This is a genomic window from Kaistia nematophila (assembly GCF_026343855.1).
Lineage (GTDB): Bacteria > Pseudomonadota > Alphaproteobacteria > Rhizobiales > Kaistiaceae > Kaistia > Kaistia nematophila.
In genome coordinates, this window is sequence record NZ_JAPKNK010000006.1 from 126,166 (window position 1) to 142,883 (window position 16,718).

The 16,718-nt window shown below is 66.3% G+C and carries 21 protein-coding genes; 8 read left to right on the forward strand and 13 right to left on the reverse strand.

The window, feature by feature from the left end; genetic code table 11:
* Positions 1-112 precede the first annotated feature (112 nt).
* Positions 113-535, forward strand: coding sequence for a nucleoside-diphosphate kinase (ndk, locus tag OSH07_RS15125; RefSeq protein ID WP_266339505.1), 423 nt, complete (start codon positions 113-115; stop codon positions 533-535).
* A gap of 78 nt (positions 536-613) precedes the next feature.
* On the opposite strand, the gene OSH07_RS15130 is transcribed toward ndk, so the two are convergent.
* Genes OSH07_RS15130 through pgsA form a run of 5 tightly spaced genes read right to left on the reverse strand, consistent with a single transcriptional unit; the run spans position 614 to position 3,276 of the window.
* On the reverse strand, positions 614-1,234 hold the full coding sequence (locus OSH07_RS15130) for a glutathione S-transferase family protein (protein WP_266339506.1): 621 nt from the start codon (positions 1,232-1,234) through the stop codon (positions 614-616).
* 36 nt (positions 1,235-1,270) lie between these two features.
* Positions 1,271-1,933 carry an HD domain-containing protein gene (locus OSH07_RS15135; protein WP_266339507.1) on the reverse strand — a complete coding sequence of 221 codons (663 nt, stop codon included), beginning with the start codon at positions 1,931-1,933 and terminating at the stop codon, positions 1,271-1,273.
* Entirely contained in the window at positions 1,930-2,409 is a 480-nt protein-coding gene (locus tag OSH07_RS15140; RefSeq protein WP_266339508.1) for a molybdenum cofactor biosynthesis protein MoaE, read from the reverse strand. The genes OSH07_RS15135 and OSH07_RS15140 overlap by 4 nt, the downstream gene beginning before the upstream one ends.
* A gap of 7 nt (positions 2,410-2,416) precedes the next feature.
* Positions 2,417-2,668 carry a molybdopterin converting factor subunit 1 gene (moaD, locus tag OSH07_RS15145; RefSeq protein ID WP_266339509.1) on the reverse strand — a complete coding sequence of 84 codons (252 nt, stop codon included), beginning with the start codon at positions 2,666-2,668 and terminating at the stop codon, positions 2,417-2,419.
* Positions 2,665-3,276 carry a CDP-diacylglycerol--glycerol-3-phosphate 3-phosphatidyltransferase gene (gene pgsA / locus OSH07_RS15150; protein WP_266339510.1) on the reverse strand — a complete coding sequence of 204 codons (612 nt, stop codon included), beginning with the start codon at positions 3,274-3,276 and terminating at the stop codon, positions 2,665-2,667. Before pgsA ends, moaD begins: the two co-directional genes overlap by 4 nt.
* Before the next feature lie 208 nt (positions 3,277-3,484).
* Here pgsA and OSH07_RS15155 point away from each other — a divergent pair, with 208 nt between their 5' ends.
* Together OSH07_RS15155 and OSH07_RS15160 are read left to right on the forward strand one after the other, a co-directional pair.
* Complete coding sequence (locus OSH07_RS15155) at positions 3,485-3,850, forward strand: diacylglycerol kinase (protein WP_266339511.1); 366 nt, start codon at positions 3,485-3,487, stop codon at positions 3,848-3,850.
* An 82-nt stretch (positions 3,851-3,932) separates the two neighbouring features.
* The gene (locus OSH07_RS15160; RefSeq protein WP_266339512.1) at positions 3,933-4,187 is read left to right on the forward strand and encodes a DUF3297 family protein; all 255 of its coding nucleotides are present in this window, start codon (positions 3,933-3,935) and stop codon (positions 4,185-4,187) included.
* Positions 4,188-4,347: 160 nt separating this feature from the next.
* Here OSH07_RS15160 and trhO read toward each other — a convergent pair whose 3' ends face one another.
* On the reverse strand, positions 4,348-5,112 hold the full coding sequence (trhO, locus tag OSH07_RS15165; protein WP_266339513.1) for an oxygen-dependent tRNA uridine(34) hydroxylase TrhO: 765 nt from the start codon (positions 5,110-5,112) through the stop codon (positions 4,348-4,350).
* A 139-nt stretch (positions 5,113-5,251) separates the two neighbouring features.
* Here trhO and OSH07_RS15170 point away from each other — a divergent pair, with 139 nt between their 5' ends.
* Positions 5,252-6,298 (forward strand): Tim44 domain-containing protein, encoded by a 1,047-nt coding sequence (locus OSH07_RS15170; protein ID WP_266339514.1) that lies wholly within the window; start codon positions 5,252-5,254, stop codon positions 6,296-6,298.
* A 112-nt stretch (positions 6,299-6,410) separates the two neighbouring features.
* Positions 6,411-7,121: an HAD family hydrolase gene (locus OSH07_RS15175; RefSeq protein ID WP_266339515.1), complete on the forward strand. Its 711-nt coding sequence runs from the start codon at positions 6,411-6,413 to the stop codon at positions 7,119-7,121.
* 81 nt (positions 7,122-7,202) lie between these two features.
* Here OSH07_RS15175 and OSH07_RS15180 read toward each other — a convergent pair whose 3' ends face one another.
* Positions 7,203-8,657, reverse strand: coding sequence for a DUF1254 domain-containing protein (locus tag OSH07_RS15180; protein ID WP_266339516.1), 1,455 nt, complete (start codon positions 8,655-8,657; stop codon positions 7,203-7,205).
* 303 nt (positions 8,658-8,960) lie between these two features.
* On the opposite strand from OSH07_RS15180, the gene OSH07_RS15185 reads away from it, so the two are divergent.
* Together OSH07_RS15185 and OSH07_RS15190 are read left to right on the forward strand one after the other, a co-directional pair.
* Entirely contained in the window at positions 8,961-9,386 is a 426-nt protein-coding gene (locus OSH07_RS15185; RefSeq protein ID WP_266339517.1) for a VOC family protein, read from the forward strand.
* Positions 9,387-9,433: 47 nt separating this feature from the next.
* Positions 9,434-9,958 (forward strand): opioid growth factor receptor-related protein, encoded by a 525-nt coding sequence (locus OSH07_RS15190; protein ID WP_266339518.1) that lies wholly within the window; start codon positions 9,434-9,436, stop codon positions 9,956-9,958.
* 14 nt (positions 9,959-9,972) lie between these two features.
* Here OSH07_RS15190 and uvrC read toward each other — a convergent pair whose 3' ends face one another.
* Positions 9,973-12,045 (reverse strand): excinuclease ABC subunit UvrC, encoded by a 2,073-nt coding sequence (gene uvrC, locus OSH07_RS15195; protein ID WP_266339519.1) that lies wholly within the window; start codon positions 12,043-12,045, stop codon positions 9,973-9,975.
* Positions 12,009-12,773, reverse strand: coding sequence for an SDR family oxidoreductase (locus OSH07_RS15200; RefSeq protein WP_266339520.1), 765 nt, complete (start codon positions 12,771-12,773; stop codon positions 12,009-12,011). The genes uvrC and OSH07_RS15200 overlap by 37 nt, the downstream gene beginning before the upstream one ends.
* Positions 12,774-13,116: 343 nt before the next feature.
* Between OSH07_RS15200 and OSH07_RS15205 the strand changes: the two genes are divergently transcribed.
* Complete coding sequence (locus OSH07_RS15205) at positions 13,117-13,773, forward strand: outer membrane protein (protein ID WP_266339521.1); 657 nt, start codon at positions 13,117-13,119, stop codon at positions 13,771-13,773.
* Positions 13,774-13,914: 141 nt separating this feature from the next.
* Here the strand turns inward: OSH07_RS15205 and OSH07_RS15210 are convergent, their stop codons facing one another.
* The 4 genes from OSH07_RS15210 to OSH07_RS15225 all read right to left on the reverse strand — a co-directional run bounded on the left by OSH07_RS15210 (position 13,915) and on the right by OSH07_RS15225 (position 16,627).
* Complete coding sequence (locus tag OSH07_RS15210; protein ID WP_266339522.1) at positions 13,915-14,760, reverse strand: inositol monophosphatase family protein; 846 nt, start codon at positions 14,758-14,760, stop codon at positions 13,915-13,917.
* Positions 14,761-14,838: 78 nt separating this feature from the next.
* Positions 14,839-15,441, reverse strand: a complete 603-nt coding sequence (locus OSH07_RS15215) for a glutathione S-transferase family protein (RefSeq protein WP_266339523.1) — start codon at positions 15,439-15,441, stop codon at positions 14,839-14,841.
* A gap of 59 nt (positions 15,442-15,500) precedes the next feature.
* A complete protein-coding gene (locus tag OSH07_RS15220) occupies positions 15,501-16,115 on the reverse strand; it encodes a ribonuclease T2 family protein (protein WP_266339685.1) in 615 nt (204 codons plus the stop codon).
* A 47-nt stretch (positions 16,116-16,162) separates the two neighbouring features.
* Entirely contained in the window at positions 16,163-16,627 is a 465-nt protein-coding gene (locus tag OSH07_RS15225; protein WP_266339524.1) for a hypothetical protein, read from the reverse strand.
* Positions 16,628-16,718 lie beyond the last annotated feature (91 nt).

Below are 16,718 nucleotides of genomic sequence, written 5' to 3' on the forward strand. Positions count from 1 at the left end.
AATCCGGGCGGTTCAAACGATCGCAGGCGCCGTCGCCGCCCTTGCCCGGTGCCTGCGCCAAGGCTATACAGCGCCACCCATTTACCCCTTCCCATTCGACAGGACCGAAGACATGGCGATCGAACGCACCTTCTCGATGATCAAGCCCGACGCGACCAAGCGTAACCTGACCGGCAAGATCACCGCCAAGCTGGAAGAGGCCGGCCTGCGCGTCGTCGCTTCGAAGCGCGTGTGGATGTCGCGCCAGCAGGCCGAAGGCTTCTACGCCGTCCACAAGGAGCGTCCCTTCTTCGGCGAGCTGGTCGAGACGATGACCGCCGGCCCGACCGTCGTGCAGGTCCTGGAAGGCGAAGGCGCCATCCTGAAGAACCGCGAAGTCATGGGCGCGACCAACCCGGCCAACGCCGACGCCGGCACCATCCGCAAGGAATTCGCCCTGTCGATCGGCGAGAACTCGGTGCACGGTTCGGACGCTCCGGAGACCGCTGCCCAGGAGATCGCCTACTGGTTCTCGGGCATCGAACTCGTCGGCTAATTCGCCGAAGCTTCGGAGAGTTGCGAATGGCCGGGCTCGTCCCGGCCATTTTTGTTTGGCGATCGCCGTGAGCCGATCTCAACTCAGGCCGATCATCACCGTCTTCTGGTAGGCGGGGCGCTGCTTCAGCCTTTCGTACCAGGTGGCGAGATGCGGCAGGTCCGGGCGCTCGATGGGCATCTCGAACCACGCATAGGTGAAGCAGCCGAGCGGGATGTCGCCCATGCCGAAGCTGTCGCCCGAAAGGAAGGGCTGCTCGGCCAGCGTGCGATCGGCGATCGCGAGCAGCGTGGCGAATTTCGCGCGGCCGGCCTCGATCGCGGCCAGGTCGCGCTTGTCCGGCGCCGTGCGGACCATGCCCCAGAACAGGTCGCGGAACGGGGCGGCGACGCTGGACGTGGCGAAGTCCATCCAGCGGTCGGCGCTGGCGCGAGCCTGCGGATCCTCCGGCGAAAGCACGCCCGGCGCATAGCGCCCGGCCAGGTAGCGGACGATGGCGTTCGATTCCCACAGAACGAAGTCACCGTCGCGGATCGTCGGAACAAGCCCGTTCGGGTTCATGGCGCGATAGGCGGGATCGGTGGTCAGGCCGAAGCTACCCCCGGCCGGGATCGATTCATAGGCGAGACCGATCTCCTCGGCGCACCAGAGCACCTTCTTGACGTTGTTCGAGTTGTTGCGGCCCCAGATCGTCAGCATGAAGTGTCTCCCATGGCCGGCTTTCGACGGCGCGGCTCAGATTTCGTCGAGGAATTCGTCGTAGAAGCGGCGCAGCCGCGCCTGCCGCAATTCGGCCAGCCGGGCGCCCGTCCGGGTCTGGAAGCCGGCCGCGAGCTTGAAGAGCTTGTTTTCGAAATGGTCGATGGCAAAGCGCTTGTCGTCGAGCGGGCGCCACGCAGCCTCGGGATCGGCGGGATCGTAGAGGCCACTGCCCATCCGCCCGGCGATATAGAAGCAGCGCGCCACGCCCACCATGCCGATCGCATCGAGCCGGTCGGCGTCTTGCAGGATCCTCGCTTCGAGCGTCTCCGGCGGGATCGCGGCGGAAAAGCTGTGCGCCTCGATCGCGTGTGCGACAGCGGCGATCCGCTCGCCGTCCCAGCCGAGATCCCGCAGCACCGTCTCCGCCTTGCGGGCGGCGAGGCGGGAGGCCTGGGCGCGCATCGGATCGTTCTTCTCGACCGTCACGCAGTCATGCAGCAGCGCCGCGGCCGCGACGACCTCGGCTGCGCCGCCTTCCTCGGCCAGGATCGTGGCGGCGTTGCTCCAGACGCGCGCAAGATGCGCGACATCGTGCGAGCCGTCGTCGCTCGACGTCGCATGCGGCAGCAGCGCTTCGGCCAAGGGCTCATGCGGCGCGAAGGCGCCGCCGGGCCGGTCACTTCGGGAATGGCTCAATCGGAGTTGTTCCAGCGCTCTTCCGCCTCGTCGTCCGCCTGCTTGGCGGCGACCCAGGCCACGGCGCCAGCGGCCGTGTGCTCCTTCTTCCAGAAGGGAGCGTGGGTCTTCAGGAAGTCCATGATGAACTCGGCCGATTCGAAGGCGGCGTGCCGGTGCTTGGAGGCGGTGACGACGAGGACGATGTTCTCGCCCGGGCGCACCTTGCCGTGCCTGTGCAGGACGGTGACGTCGGAGATTTCCCAGCGGCCGGCCGCCTGCTCGGCGATGCGCTTGACCTCGGTCTCTGCCATGCCGGGATAGTGCTCGAGTTCGAGCGCCTCGAGCCGGCCGTCCTCGTCGCGGCAGAGGCCGGTGAAGGTGACGATGGCGCCGATGTCTCCGCGCCCTGCCGAAACGCGCTCGATCTCCGCCGTGATGTCGAGCGGCTCGGCAACGATGGCAACGCGGACATTGGGAGAACGGGCATGGGTCATGGCGAACCTAGCCTCCGGTCATGGGCGGGAAGAGGGCAACCTCGCGAATTCCGCTGATGGACGCTTCGTGGTCGGCGTGGTCGTGATCAAGCGCCACGCGGATCGCCGCCGGCTCCGCGAGCGCCGCCTCGTAGCTGTCGCCGCGGGTCCGGAGCCAGCCTAGCAGATCGCCGACCGTGTCGACGCCGCGCGGCGGCTCCACCGTCTCCTCCGCCGTGCCGATCCGCTCGCGGACCCAGGCGAAATAGACGAGTTTCACGGCTCTTCCTCCAGGATGTGTCCGAGGCCGGCGCGGAAATAGTCATAGCCGGTGTAGAGCGTCACGATGGCCGAGGCCCAGAGCAGGACGAGGCCGATCAGCGTCGTATAGGCGAAATAGGCGTCGCCGGCCGGACCGGCCAGCAGGAAGCTGATCGCTACCATCTGCAGCGCCGTCTTCCACTTGGCGAGGCGCGAGACCGGCACGCTGACGCGCAACTCCGCCAGGTATTCGCGCAGGCCCGAAACCAGGATCTCGCGCGAGAGAATGATCAGCGCCGCCCAGAGCGACAGGCCGTCGATGGTGCGCTCAAAGACGAGGGCCAGCAGGCAGGCCGAGACCAGCAGCTTGTCGGCGATGGGATCGAGCATGCGGCCGAGCGATGACTGCTGCTTCCAGATCCGCGCCAGATAGCCGTCGAGATAGTCGGTGATGCTGGCGATGATGAACAGCGCCAGCGCCGTCCAGCGCCAGGTGTCCTTGCCGCCGACGACGCAGAAGACGACGAGCGGGACGGCCAGGATGCGGCCATAGGTCAGAATGTTCGGAAGCGAGAGCAGGAGTGCCCGCTGCGGCCGTCTGACGTCGAAGGTGCGAAGTTCGCTCATGTCTGTCCTGAACCCTTCCCCTCATATTGCATCCGGACCGCGCCCTGCCAAGGTTATGCAGGCAAGAATGGCGGGGATGCGATGCGGGGGGAGGCAATCGCGGGGAATCGCGTACATGATAAGCGCGTCGCGCAAAAATTGCGCGACCATGGAACAATTCAAGGGATCCTGGCTGCCGGTTCTGGCGCGCATGGATGGGGGAACAAGCATGCGGGCCTGGATCGACCACTTCTTCTCGGCGCTGCGCTGGTCAAGCGCCGGGGCGGCCGATCTGTTCCGGGGCGAGATGGCGGCGCGCATGGAACTGGCGGCTGGCGTCGTCGGCCTCGTCTGGATCGTCGTCATTGGCCGCTCGCTGGCGGAGATCGGCGTCTACCTGATGCTGGCCTTCGCTTCGCTCGCGGTCGAGGCTCTGAATACGGCCATCGAGGAGATCGTCGACCGCGTTTCGCCGGAGCATTCCGAATTCGCGCGCCGCGCCAAGGACCTCGGCTCGGCTGCCGTGATGTTCATGCTGCTCGGCACGGGGATCTACGTGCTGCTGCTGACGGTCGCGGCCGCGATAGGCCGGTGAACCGCCGTGTCAGGCGGGTTGGCAGGACGGTGCCGTCCCGCTATGTCTCCCGGCCAATGCTCATCGATTTGAAGGCTTCATCATGACCGACACGCTGCCCGACCGTCTTTCGAACGATCCGAAGAGCCCCTTCCATGACGAGGCCCTGCTGGAGCGTGGCATCGGCATCCGCTTCAACGGCGCCGAGAAGACCAATGTCGAGGAATACTGCATCAGCGAAGGCTGGATCCGCGTCGCCGCCGGCAAGGCGCGCGACCGTTTCGGCAATCCGCTGACGATCAAGCTCAAGGGCGTCGTCGAGGCCTATCTGCGCAACGACGCCGAAGACGCCGGCTAAGGCGACCCGATCCTGCACCTCTCCCTGAGGGAGAGGTCGGGGCGAAGCTCCGGGTGAGGGTTTAGGGAACTATCGGGTGAGGCCGTATACCCTCACCCGCCGCACTTCGTGCGTCGACATCTCCTTCAGGGAGAGGTGAGGGACGATGCGTCATCCCGATCTAGGGCGCTTCGCCTTCGCTCTCTTCCTCCGCGGCCACGCGCTCGACCAGGCCATGGCCGAGCGCAACGCGCTCGTCGAACACGAAGCACTCGCCCTGCCATAGGCTCTCTTCCGGCGGGATGGTTTCCAGATATTTCAGGATTCCGCCCTTCAAGTGGAACACCTCGGCGAAGCCCTGCGACAGCAGGTAGGAACTCGCCTTCTCGCAGCGAATGCCGCCGGTGCAGAACATGGCGACCTTCTGGTTCCTGGCCGGATCGAGCGTGCGGCTGACGAAGTCGGGGAACTGCGAGAACTTGCGCGTCTCCGGGTCGAGCGCCCGCTGGAAGGTTCCCATCTTCACTTCGAAGCGGTTGCGCGTGTCGATCACAACGACGTCGGGATCGGAGATCAGCGCATTCCAGTCCTCGGCCGCTACATAGGTGCCGACCTGCTTCGTCGGGTCGACATGCGGCTGCGCCAGCGTGACGATCTCCTTCTTCAGCCGGACCTTGAGCCGCTTGAACGGCATGGCGGCGGCAGTCGAGAATTTCAGCTCCATGTGGTTGAGCCGGCCGCCGAAAAGGTCACCGGTCTCGAGCTCCATCACGACCGCGTCGATGCCCGCGTCAGGGCCGGCGATCGTGCCGTTGATCCCCTCCGGTGACAGCAGCAGCGTGCCACGAATCCCGTGCGTTTCGCACAGTTCCAGCAACGGCGCGCGCAGGTCCTCGAAATCGGCAAGCGACGCGAACTGATAGAGAGCGGCAACCTTGTATGTCATGGCGCGAGCCAATAACACGATGTCGCGATTGAAGAAATCGCAAGAATGACGCGGGCTGCCCCTAACCAAGGGCTTGCATCGTTCCTACATGGCGTCCGAGGGCCTGAAAGGGCCCACTCTTTCAAGCAAGGGACGAGACATGTTTTTCGGCAAGCGCACACCGGGATTTCTGGCGATGGTCGGCATCGCCACGGCGATGAGCTTCGCTGTTGTGGACGACGCGGACGCCCGGCGGGGTGGGAGCTTCGGCAGCCGCGGCGCGCGCACCTTCCAGGCTCCGGCCACCACGCCGACCGCGCCCAGCGCGGCGCAGCCCGTGCAGCGTTCCATGACGCAGCCGACGGCCGGGCAGGCGACCAATGCGGCTCGTCCGGCGGCCCAGCAGGCGTCACGCCCCGGTTTCCTGGGCGGTCTTGGCGGCTCGATGCTGGGCGGCCTGATGATGGGCGGCCTGATCGGCATGCTGCTGGGCAACGGCCTCGGGGGCATGGCGGGCGCCTTCGGCTTCATCCTGCAGATCGCGCTGCTCGCGATTGCCGCGATGTTTCTGTTCCGCTTCCTCGGTAACCGCAATCGCACGGCGGGCGCCTCTGCCGGCATGGCCGGCGCGGCGCCGGCTGGCATGGCTCGCGGCATGACCCCGGATGCCCCGGCGGCGGATGCGCCGCAGGCGGCTGCCCGCAACGGCCTCGGCTCGGGTTTTGGCGGTTTCGGCGGCCTTGGCGGCTTCGGTTCGGGCGCCAAGCCGGCGCGGCCGGCCAACGCCATGAACGCCAATGACGAGGTCGGCATCACCGGCGGCGATCTCGACGCGTTCCAGAAGCTGCTGGGCGAAGTGCAGGGCGCCTTCGGCCGCGAGGACTACGCGACGTTGCGCCAGCACACGACGCCGGAGATCATGTCCTATCTCTCGGAGGAACTGAGCCAGAACGCCACCAGCGGCCAGCGCAACGACGTCACCGACGTCACGTTGCTGCAGGGCGATCTCGCCGAGGCCTGGAGCGAGGGCGACACCGACTACGCCACCGTCGCGATGCGCTACGAGAGCCGCGACGTGATGCGCGACCGGACGACCGGCGCGATCCTCTCGGGCGATGCCGATGCGCCGACGGAGACGACCGAGATCTGGACATTCACCCGTCAGGCCGGCGGCGAATGGAAGCTCTCGGCGATCCAGGAGGCCTGAGCCTCCGGACCGAATGACGAGCGCGCGGCAAGCGCGCCCGTGACAATTCCTGGCGGGTCCGGCTAGAATCCGGTCCCGCCATTTTTGTCTGGCGCCCCATACGAGAATTCGAATGCCCTCTCCGCGATCCTCCCTCACCGCCATCGGCTTCGACGCCGACGACACGCTTTGGCAGAACGAGCAGTTCTATCGGCTGACCGAACAGCGCTTCATCGACCTGCTGGCGGAGCATGGCGACCGGGAGGAGATTTCGCGGCGGCTGAACGAAGCGGAGCGGCGCAACCTCAAGCTTTACGGTTTCGGCATCAAGGGCTTCACGCTTTCCATGGTCGAGACCGCGATCGAGCTGACCGGCGGCCGCATCCCGTCGGCGGCGATCAGCGAGATCCTGGCCGCAGGTCGTGACATGCTGGTGCATCCGGTCGAGACGCTGCCGCATGTGCGCGAGACCCTGGAGCAGCTTGCCGGCGCCTATCGGCTGATCCTGATCACCAAGGGCGACCTGTTCGACCAGGAGCGCAAGCTGGCCGCTTCCGGCCTTGGCGACCTGTTCGATGCCGTCGAGATCGTCAGCGACAAGAACACCTCGACCTATCAGCGCATCTTCACCCGCCATGCCGATGGCCCCGCGCACAGCATGATGGTCGGCAATTCGCTGAAGTCCGACATCGTGCCGGCGATCGAGGCGGGAAGCTGGGGCGTCTATGTTCCGCACGACCTGACGTGGTCATTCGAGCATGTCGAGGCGCCGGTCGGCGCGCCGCGCTTCCGCGAGGTGCCGCATCTTGGCGAGTTGCTGGCTTTGCTTGCCAAGCTCGACTGACACAGTCCTTCGCTGTCTCACGCAAAAAAAGGGCGAGGCCTTGCGCCTCGCCCTTCTGCATTTTTGCCGGAGCGACAGGACCTACTGCGCCAGCATCTGCGCTGCCTCGGCCTTTTCGACCGGCGGCGGGTTCCAGCGGCCCGTCAGCGCGCTGCTCTGCGGCGCGTAGAGACGCATCGTCAGGTTGAACGGCCCCTTGGGGGCCGGAAGCCAGTTGGCTTCCTTGTCCTTGCCGGGGCTGGCGTTCTGGAAATAGAGGTCCAGCGAGCCGTCGGCGTTCTTGACGAAGGGCATCCAGCTCGACACCGCGAAGCGGTTCAGCGGATTGGCGACCTGGAAGCCGTCTGGATCATAGAGCGTGACGGACCAGAAGGCATCGACGGGCGGCGTCTTGCCGGCTTCGAAATGCAGCACGTAGTCGTTGTTGCCGTCCAGCGGCTTGTCGGAGGCGTCGCCGAGGTTGAGCGGGTAGATCGCGTCTTCCGGCAGGTTGGCGCCGAGGCCCAGCTGCGCGACGATGGCGCGCTTCAGGTAGTAGTTGCCATAGACGCCCATCGTGTCGGTGTTCATCGACCAGTTGTTGACGTTGCGTGCCAGCGACTTCACCTTCCAGGCCATCAGGTCCTGAGCCGCTTTGGGCGCCAGGTTCAGGCCCTCCTGGACCTCGGGCGACAGCTTGCCGGCATCGAAGGACTGGCCGGGCACGATGCCGATCTTGGCCAGGTTGGCCACCATGGGCTGGTCTGTGATGTGCGGCGGATGCAGCTTCAGCAACTCGGCCGCATAGGCGAAGTACTGGTCGGCCGGCATGGTGTCGAGGGTGATCTTGGGCGGCGTCTTCATGTCGATCTTGGGATCGACCGTCACGGTCGGCGGCTTGGCGTCCTTGCCCCATTCCGACAGGGGCGTGACCTTGTAACCGGCCTGGACCTTGTGGACCGCGTCATAATCCGGCGGCCCGTCGGTCTTGGTGCGGCCGACGACCCAGACATAGGGTGTCGGCGCCTCGATGCGGCTCGTGCCTTCCGGCAGCTTCAGTTCCGTGCGCCACGAATCCTTCAGGTCGGGCCGCCAGCCGGGCGGCGTCACCAGATAGTTGGCGGCGCCGGTGCCCGTTGTGCGCCAGCCGGGCGAGGCGAACACGTCCGACCACATGTCCAGCATCGGCAGCAGGAAGTAGCGCCCGTCCGTGTCGGCATTGGATACGACGACCGGTTCCTTCGTCATGTCGAGCCAGGCCACCGAATAGAGCGTGTCGAAGTTGGGCCGGACGACGACCTTGTAATCGGCCGGCGGGAATTCCGGGACGTTGACGAACATGTTCATCGGCCCGCGGCCGAATTCCTTGCCGGGCTCGATGTTGGTGCTCTGCTGCCGGGTCAGGTCCATGGTCAGCATGGGGTAGAAGTAGAGATAGGCGTCGGCGCCGATGGCGCGCGCCTGCTCCTTTGTCAGGGCCGGCTCCGCTTGAGCCGGCAGCGAGGCCGCGACTGCCAGCGCAGCCCCCAGCGTCGCGGCGATCCATCGAGTACGCATCAGCCTGGCCTGCTTTCTCCGCCCGAGGCGGTCTGGGTGAGATGCTCCGCAGGCTGCAACTATGGCGATTGACGATGTTCCGTCGAGTAAATTCGGTTTAAGCGCGATTTTTACTTTCCGGAATTCGCGATCCGGATAGATCTGATACGGGTGCACGATGTTATGCTTACCGTATCAACTTCATGAACGCAGAATCCGGCGGGGTTTCTGGCTCGCGTGGTTTTGAGCGGAACGATGGAACGGGCTTTCGGCCGGCGAATTGTTTCCAATGCCCCTCGAGAGGGCCGGGAGGAGGAACACGCCATGGTCCGCGTCGTCGGGATTGACCATCTCGTCATCCGCGTCAGCGACTTCGGGATATCGAAGGCCTTCTATGGCCGCCTCTTCGCGTTTCTCGGTTTCGAGGTGCTGGGCGACTATGGCGACACGATCGGCTGGACCAACGGTAAGACGCGCTTCTGGATCGGCGAGGCCGATGCCGAAGGCAAGAAGCACAAATACCGCATCGGCGACATCGGCTTCCACCACTACGCCTTCGAACTCCGGAGCCGGCAGGACGTAGATGATCTCGAGGCCTTCCTGAAACGGGAAAAGGTGGAGATCGTCGATCCCGCGGGCGAGTACTACGACGACTACTACGCCGTGTTTTTCCTGGATCCGGACGGGTTGAAGCTCGAAGGCATGAAATATGGCGAGAAGACCGCGCGGGGCGCGGGGAAGGGCAACTGAATGTGCCCGAAACCGTCAGGCCCTTCGATCGGCATGGGAGCGGCAGGATGACGACGGCCGAATCCGCGCTGGTCCGCTTCCACGCCGGCGTCGCCACCGACAGCGAGGGACGCCGGATCGCCGAGATACTTGCCTGGGGTGACGACGATCTCGAACGGGTCCACGACTACATCCAGTGGCTGTTTCCTCTCCCGGAGCGGAGCGGCTTCAATCCGTATGCGCCGATCCTGACCCCGTCCGACATCGCAGCGTTCCGGGAGCGCGCCGATCTGCGCAACTCGCTGTACAGGGCCCTCCAGCGGCTGCTGGCCTTCTATGGCTTCGCCGAGGTGAAGACGGAGGACGGGCTTGAAATCAGCCGCACGGCCGAGTTCCCGCAAAAGGCGCGGAACTGGCTGCGGCCCGGCAATCACAACCTGCTGCGCATCAGCCGCATCCTGCGCGCCCTGACGCTGCTGGGGCTCGAGCGCGAGGCCCGCAGCTTTCTGGCCGCGCTCGAAGCGCTGCATGCCGAAGCGGCCGACCAGCTGGGGCCGGTGGCGATCGCCTATTGGCGCCGGGCGGTCCGGTAGGCCGCCCGAACGCCTCAGTCGCCCTTGTCGTGGAAGAAATCGTAGATGTTGCGGGCCATCTGCTCGGAGATGCCGGGAACGCCGAGGAGGTCTGGCACGCTGGCCCTGCCGACTGCCTTGGCGGTGCCGAAATGGGCGAGCAGGGCGCGCTTGCGCGTCGGGCCGATGCCGTCGATCTCGTCGAGCGGGCTCTTGGTCAGCGCCGCCTTGCGCTTGGCGCGGTGCGTGCCGATGGCGAAGCGGTGCGCTTCGTCGCGCAGTCGCTGGACGAAATAGAGCACGGGATCGCGCGGCTGCAGCATGAAGGCCTCGCGGCCCGGCACGAAGAATTTCTCTCGGCCGGCGTCGCGGTCGGGGCCCTTCGCAATGCCGATCAGCGGCACCTGGTCGGTCAGGCCCAACTCGTCGATGATGGTCTGCGCGGCGGAGAGCTGGCCCTGGCCGCCATCGATGAAGACGAGATCGGGCCAGGGACCGAAACCGTCCTCGTCACGCGGCGCGGTTTCGCGCGAGCCGACTTCCTTGACCAGCCGCGAGAAGCGCCGCGTCAGCACCTCGCGCATCATGCCGAAATCGTCGCCCGGCGTGATCTCTTCCGAGCGGATGTTGAACTTGCGGTACTGGTTCTTCACGAAGCCGGTCGGCCCGGCGACGATCATGCCGCCGACGGCGTTTGTGCCCATGATGTGGCTGTTGTCGTAGACCTCGATGCGGCGCGGCGGCGCCTCCAGCCCGAAGGCCTCGGCGACGCCTTCGAGCAGGCGGGCCTGGCTGGAGGTTTCCGCGAGGTTGCGACCGAGCGCCTCGCGCGCGTTGAGCAGCGCGTGGTCGACCAGGTCCTTCTTCTCGCCGCGCTTCGGCACCGCGATCTCGACCTTGTGCCCGGCATGCTCGGAGAGCGCCGCGGCGATCAGGTCCATCTCCTCCACCTCGTGGCTGAGCAGGATGAGCGCCGGCACGGGCTTGTCCTCGTAGAACTGCGCCAGGAAGGCGCCGAGGATCTCGGCGGCGTCGAGGCTCTTGTCGGCGCGCGGATAGAAGGCGTGGTTGCCCCAGTTCTGGCCGGTGCGGAAGAAGAACACCTGCACGCAGTTCTGGCCGCCTTCCTGATGCACCGCCAGCACGTCCGCCTCGTCGACGGATTGCGGGTTGATGCCCTGGTGCGACTGGACATGCGACAGCGCGGCGATGCGGTCGCGGTAGATGGCGGCGCGCTCGAAGTCGAGATCGGCGCTGGCGGCCTCCATGGCGCGGGCGAGGTCCGTCTTGATGGCCGACGACTTGCCGGTGAGAAAGCCCTTGGCCTCGCGCACGAGCTCCGCATAGTCGCCGAGCGAGATCTCGCCGGTGCAGGGGGCGGAGCAGCGCTTGATCTGGAACAGCAGGCAGGGCCGCGTCCGGCTCTCATAGACCGAATCCGTGCAGGTGCGGATCAGGAAAGCGCGCTGCATGGCGTTCATGGTGCTGCCGACGGCGCCGGCCGAGGCGAAGGGGCCGTAATATTCGCCGCCGCGGCTGCGGGCGCCGCGATGCTTCACAAGCTGCGGCGCCTCGTGGTCTGTGATCAGGATGTAGGGAAACGACTTGTCGTCGCGCAGCAGCACGTTGTAGCGCGGCCGGAGGCGCTTGATCAGGTTCGCTTCCAGCAGCAGCGCTTCGGTCTCGGTGCGCGTCGTGACGAATTCCATCGTCGCCGTCTGCTGGATCATGCGGATGATCCGGTTCGACTGCATGCCGACGCGCGTATAGCTGGTCACGCGCTTCTTCAGGTTCCGCGCCTTGCCGACATAGAGGACGTTGCCGCCCTGATCGAACATGCGGTAGACGCCCGGCGCATTGGGCAGGCGGGTGACGAAATCGGCGATGACGGCCGCACCCTTGCCGCGCGCCACCAGCTCGCCGCCCGCCTCGAAGGCGGCCTCGGCCGGCTGCGTGTCGTCGTCGGCCGGTTTCGCGGCTTCGCTGCCGGCGTCTGCGCTCGACAGCGTCGGCGGCGGGCCGGCTTCGGCGGCGATCTCGGACTTGTCGGTATCGTTGGGGGGCAGGGTGTTCACTCGCTGATGCCTACGATATCGGGCGTTTCCCATGCAAGATGCTGCCCGCCATCGAGCGCGATCATCTGGCCGGTTATGGAACGCGTCTCGTAGAGATATCGTATCGTCCGCCCGAATTCGCAAAGGTCCGGCCCGTGCCGCAGCAGCACGGCCTCGGCCTGCTTGCGGAATTCGGCCGGATCCTGGCGCGGCGAGGGCAGGGTCGGGCCGGGGCCGATGGCGTTGACGCGGATGCGCGGCGCCAGCGCCTGCGCCAGCGTGCGTGTCGCCGTCAGCAGGCCCGACTTCGATAGCTGGTAGGACAGGAAATGCGGCGTCGTTTTCCAGGCGCGCTGGTCGACCATGTTGACGACGAGCCCCTCGCGATCAGCCGGCAACTGCGCGGCGAAGGCGTCGGCCAGGAAGACCGGCGCGGCGAGGTTGACGGTCGTCTGGCGCTGGAAGCGTTCGGGATCGAGCGAGCCGATGCCGTCCGCCTCGAAGATCGAGGCATTGTTGACGAGCAGGGTCAGCGGGCCCAGCGCCTCGGCGGCGCGGGCCGGGAGCGCGCGCGCTGCGTCGAGGTCGGCGAGATCGGCCGAAAGCACGAGGGCGCGCCTGCCCTGGCGGCGGATGTCGTCTGCCAGCGCTTCGGCGACGTCGACGGAGCTGCGGCAATGGATGGCGACGGCGAAGCCGTTCCGGGCGAGGTCCTCGACGATCGCGCGACCGATTCTGCGCGCGCCGCCCGTGACCAGTGCCGTGCCCATTTCGTCCGTCATGTTGCCTGCCGTTCGTGCGAATCCGTGGAGCTGCGAAGATAGGGTGGCAGGCCCATTTCGGTAAGCCTTAGTTAGGCTTCGTTAAATGTGGTCAACACCTGCGTCGACACCATGTCAGAGAGGTTAACGCGGAAAGGTTCCGGTCGCTAAAATTTGCATGAAATCAGATGCTTAACGGCGGATTGCGTGATTTTGGCAACGAGGCGCGAATGCCTCGAACATGCCGCAATTCCTGTCATGTTCTGCCGCAATGGCAGGGTTAATTCAGACCATCGGATCGGGGCAGAAGGTCGCTCCCGGATCAAGTTTTGTAGCTTTTAGTTTAGTACGCATGGAGACCAAGATGCTGCGTATCCGCACCCTCTCCCTCGGCGCCATGGCGCTGGCCCTCTCGGCAGCCCCGGTTCTGGCTGCGGATCTCACCTACGAGCCGGCTCCGGCTCCGCTCGCTCCCGCAGCGCAGGCCTTCAGCTGGACCGGCCCGTATGTCGGCGCCCTGGTCGGCTACGGCTGGTCCTCCTCGGACGCCAATTCGCGCTACGCTTTCGGCAGCGTCAACGGTGACGGCTTCAAGGGCGGCCTCTACGCCGGTTACAACTTCGACCTGGGCAACCAGTGGGTGATCGGCGCCGAAATCGACGCCAACCTCGACGACGTCAGCGGCTCGAACGCCATCGGCGGCGTCCGTCAGAAGTGGGACGGCACGGCCCGCGCCCGCGTCGGCTACGCCTTCGACCGCTACCTGGCCTACGGCACGGGCGGTGCGGCTCTCTCGGGCGCCAAGGCTTCGGTCGACGGTGCTGGCTCGGACGACAAGACCCACATGGGCTGGACCGTCGGCGCCGGCGTCGAGGCCCAGGTCTGGAACAACGTCACCGCTCGCGTCGAGTACCAGTACGCTTCGTACGGCAAGGAGCACTACGACATCGGCGCTCCGGGCGGCACCGACATCGACTTCAACACCAACACGATCCGTGCTGGCGTTGGCGTGAAGTTCTAATCGGTTCTTCCGAACCGTATCGAAGAGCCGGCGGGGCGACCCGCCGGCTCTTTTCGTTTGGGCGCCGCGTCTGAGCGCACAAATGAAAAGAGCACCGGTGGAATGCCGGTGCTCTCTGCGGAAATGGCGATATAGCGCCGTTCAGGCGACGGCATATTCCGTGCCGGCGAAGAGGGCCGCCTGCAGCGCCCGCCAGCTTGTCTCGTCCGGCGCGCAGAGCAGGCCGCCTTCGCGATGCGCCGGCAGATAGGCGCTGCCGTCGAAACGGGCGGAATAGCCGCCGGCCTCCCGGTGGATCAGCCAGCCTGCGACATGGTCCCAGACCGTCAGCTTGGCATAGAGCGCGAAATGGCTGTGGCCGCCCGCCAGCATCCGGTATTCGTGCGCCGCGCAGCGATAGCCGGCGGCCGAGCGGGTGGCGGCGAGATTGGCGCACACCTGCGTGCGCAACGGCTCGGGCAGGAGCGACCAGGACGCGGTGCCGGCCATCTCGTTGACCGGCTTCGGCGCTGCGACGCGAAGATCGTTGCGCTCGCCGCGGGAATTCTCCGTCCAGGCACCTTCGCCGCGCAGCGCCGTGGTCCAGTCGCCGCCGATCGGATCGAGGATGACGCCGCCGACCGCCTCGCCGCGCACGACGACACCCGCCATGACGCCGAACAGCGTCAGTCCCGACGCGAAGTTCTTGGTGCCGTCGACGGGATCGACGACAAAGGCGAGGTCCGCCCCGTCGAGACTGTCGAGCAGTGTATCGTCAGCGGATACCGCTTCCTCACCGATAACGACCGCGCCGGGGAATTCCTTGAGCAGCGCCGCGGTGATCTTCCGCTCGGCCGCCTCGTCCGCGTCGGTGACCAGGTCCTCGGCCGAGGTTTTCTGGCGGATGGCGCCGGCGCTCAGATGGCGGAAGCGCGGCAGGATCTCGGCCTCGGCCGCGTCGCGCAGGATCCGGGCGACGGTCTGGGCATCGCCCACTGAAAAGCTCATGCGAATCTCCGGGATGGGGGCGTCTTCAGGCGAAGCGGACACCGGCTCGCAGGCGGAAGACGCGGCCAGACAAAAGGATCAGGACTTGAAGCGCGTCTGTTCGAAGCTCGGCACACGGGCCGCGAAGTCGTCGAGGAAGGCGACCAGATTCGGATGTGTCGCGCGCCAGGCTCCGTGGAAGCGAAGATCGAGATAGCCGAGGGCGCAGGCGAGCGCGATCGTGCCGACATGGACCGCGCCGTCGACGGGGAGAGCCTCCGCGGCGGCGAGGCCGCGCTCGACTTTGCCCTGCTGATGCGTCTTCCATGTGACGCTCTGCTGCCCTTCCTCGCGCCAGCGGCTCTCATAGACCTGGAGAAGCGCGGCGTCGGCGATCCCGTCGGCGAGCGCCTGCATCACCAGTGCGGGATAGCGCGACGCCGCGTCGGCCGGGATGATCTTCCCGCCCCCGGCGAGATGGTCGAGATAGTCGACGATGACGCGGGAATCGTACACCACCGTGCCGTCTTCGAGGATCAGAGCCGGGATCTTGCCGAGCGGATTCTGCTGCCGAAGGATTTCGTTCGGATCGGTGGTGTCGGCGGCGACGATATCGATCCGGTCGATCAGACCCAGGTGATGGGCGGCGATCCTGACCTTGCGCCCGAAGGGCGAGGCGGGGGAACTGCGCAGGACGAGCAAAGTTCGGGGTCCTTGTCCGAAGGAGGGAGAAGCGGGCCGGGCGTCGGCCGCCGCCCGCGTCAGCGGACGGGCGGCATGACGAGGCTGTTGTTGCGGCAGGCCTTGCGATCGACCTCGGCGCAGCTGCGGAAGCGCAGGTCCTTGGTCATGCAGATGCGGACTTCCTTCAGCCGGCGTGAATCGCAGCTGACCGCGATGCTATCCGCCTTGAGGCCGGGATTGGCGGCGATGAAGGCCGATTCCACGTCGCGGGGCGAGACGGTCAGATAGTCCGGCAGGTCGACGAACTGCGTCGGGATCTCCACGGCCTCGCGCGCCTGCCGCGTCAGGTCGAAATAGTCGTCCGGCTGCAGTCCAGAGCAGGATCCGTGCGTCCGCCATTCGTGCCGGACCAGCGACGGGCTCGGCATCACGTCGAGCATGCTGTCGACGAGGCGGCGCGGCAGGCCGCTGCGCGGGCCCACATCGCAATCGCGCGGAGAACCACGCTCATATTGCGGCCAGAGGCCATGCACGACGAAGGCGAACGGGCGCGGACCGCCGCACTGGATCCGATCCGACCGGCCGCGATCCTGGCAATAGGTCGGCGACCATGACAGCGACAGGACGTAGAAATCGAAGTCGCCTGGGGTATCGGCCGAGGCCGGCGCACTCGTCACCCAGCCGGCAAGCATCAGGAAGGCGGCGAACAGGCCGCGCACGACCGAGGAGGGCCTCACGCTCAGAACCAGCCGGGACGAACCGTGCGGCACCAGCCGTCATGCACGCGCCACGGATCCTGGCCTGACACGCAGAAATCGACATACCAGCCGATCGAGGCGAAGCCCATGCGCTCTTCGATCAGGTAGTAGACGGCGGTGGGGCGGACATTGTCGGCGATGTAGACGTCGGCCTTGCAGAAGCGGCGGTCTATCAGGCCGGGATCGCCGGGACGGAACTGGGTCTCAGTGACCGAGGCGACTTCGCGGAAGGCGAGGTTGTTGCCCCAGGTATGCGTGTTGGCCCAGTGGTAGCGCTCGGCGATGTTGGAGAGAACCTTGGGCGAATCGCAGAGCGGAACGCTGCCGCGATCCCAGCCGCGGTGCACTTCCTGGCCGTAGCTGCCGTCATAATCCGCCGCAAGGGCCGCGCCGGATCCGGCGAGGGCGGCGACGAAGGAAAGGGCTGCGACGAGGCGACGGATCATGATTGCGATTCCCCAGAGGACGCTCTGCCAGACGATGCGTCACAGCCGCCACGACGGTCAAGCATTCACCGGCCGGATCGGGCAGGGTGGT

Coding starts and splice junctions, on each gene's coding strand:
- OSH07_RS15140 (WP_266339508.1), bottom strand. CDS start 2,409: ATGACCCATGCCCGTTCTCCCAATGTCCGCGTTGCCATCGTTGCCGAG.
- OSH07_RS15210 (WP_266339522.1), bottom strand. CDS start 14,760: ATGAGCTTTTCAGTGGGCGATGCCCAGACCGTCGCCCGGATCCTGCGC.
- OSH07_RS15225 (WP_266339524.1), bottom strand. CDS start 16,627: ATGATCCGTCGCCTCGTCGCAGCCCTTTCCTTCGTCGCCGCCCTCGCC.
- OSH07_RS15155 (WP_266339511.1), top strand. CDS start 3,485: ATGCGGGCCTGGATCGACCACTTCTTCTCGGCGCTGCGCTGGTCAAGC.
- ndk (WP_266339505.1), top strand. CDS start 113: ATGGCGATCGAACGCACCTTCTCGATGATCAAGCCCGACGCGACCAAG.
- OSH07_RS15200 (WP_266339520.1), bottom strand. CDS start 12,773: ATGACGGACGAAATGGGCACGGCACTGGTCACGGGCGGCGCGCGCAGA.
- pgsA (WP_266339510.1), bottom strand. CDS start 3,276: ATGAGCGAACTTCGCACCTTCGACGTCAGACGGCCGCAGCGGGCACTC.
- OSH07_RS15205 (WP_266339521.1), top strand. CDS start 13,117: ATGCTGCGTATCCGCACCCTCTCCCTCGGCGCCATGGCGCTGGCCCTC.
- OSH07_RS15185 (WP_266339517.1), top strand. CDS start 8,961: ATGGTCCGCGTCGTCGGGATTGACCATCTCGTCATCCGCGTCAGCGAC.
- uvrC (WP_266339519.1), bottom strand. CDS start 12,045: ATGGGAAACGCCCGATATCGTAGGCATCAGCGAGTGAACACCCTGCCC.
- OSH07_RS15220 (WP_266339685.1), bottom strand. CDS start 16,115: ATGCTTGCCGGCTGGGTGACGAGTGCGCCGGCCTCGGCCGATACCCCA.
- trhO (WP_266339513.1), bottom strand. CDS start 5,112: ATGACATACAAGGTTGCCGCTCTCTATCAGTTCGCGTCGCTTGCCGAT.
- OSH07_RS15175 (WP_266339515.1), top strand. CDS start 6,411: ATGCCCTCTCCGCGATCCTCCCTCACCGCCATCGGCTTCGACGCCGAC.
- OSH07_RS15170 (WP_266339514.1), top strand. CDS start 5,252: ATGTTTTTCGGCAAGCGCACACCGGGATTTCTGGCGATGGTCGGCATC.
- OSH07_RS15190 (WP_266339518.1), top strand. CDS start 9,434: ATGACGACGGCCGAATCCGCGCTGGTCCGCTTCCACGCCGGCGTCGCC.
- OSH07_RS15130 (WP_266339506.1), bottom strand. CDS start 1,234: ATGCTGACGATCTGGGGCCGCAACAACTCGAACAACGTCAAGAAGGTG.
- OSH07_RS15160 (WP_266339512.1), top strand. CDS start 3,933: ATGACCGACACGCTGCCCGACCGTCTTTCGAACGATCCGAAGAGCCCC.
- OSH07_RS15180 (WP_266339516.1), bottom strand. CDS start 8,657: ATGCGTACTCGATGGATCGCCGCGACGCTGGGGGCTGCGCTGGCAGTC.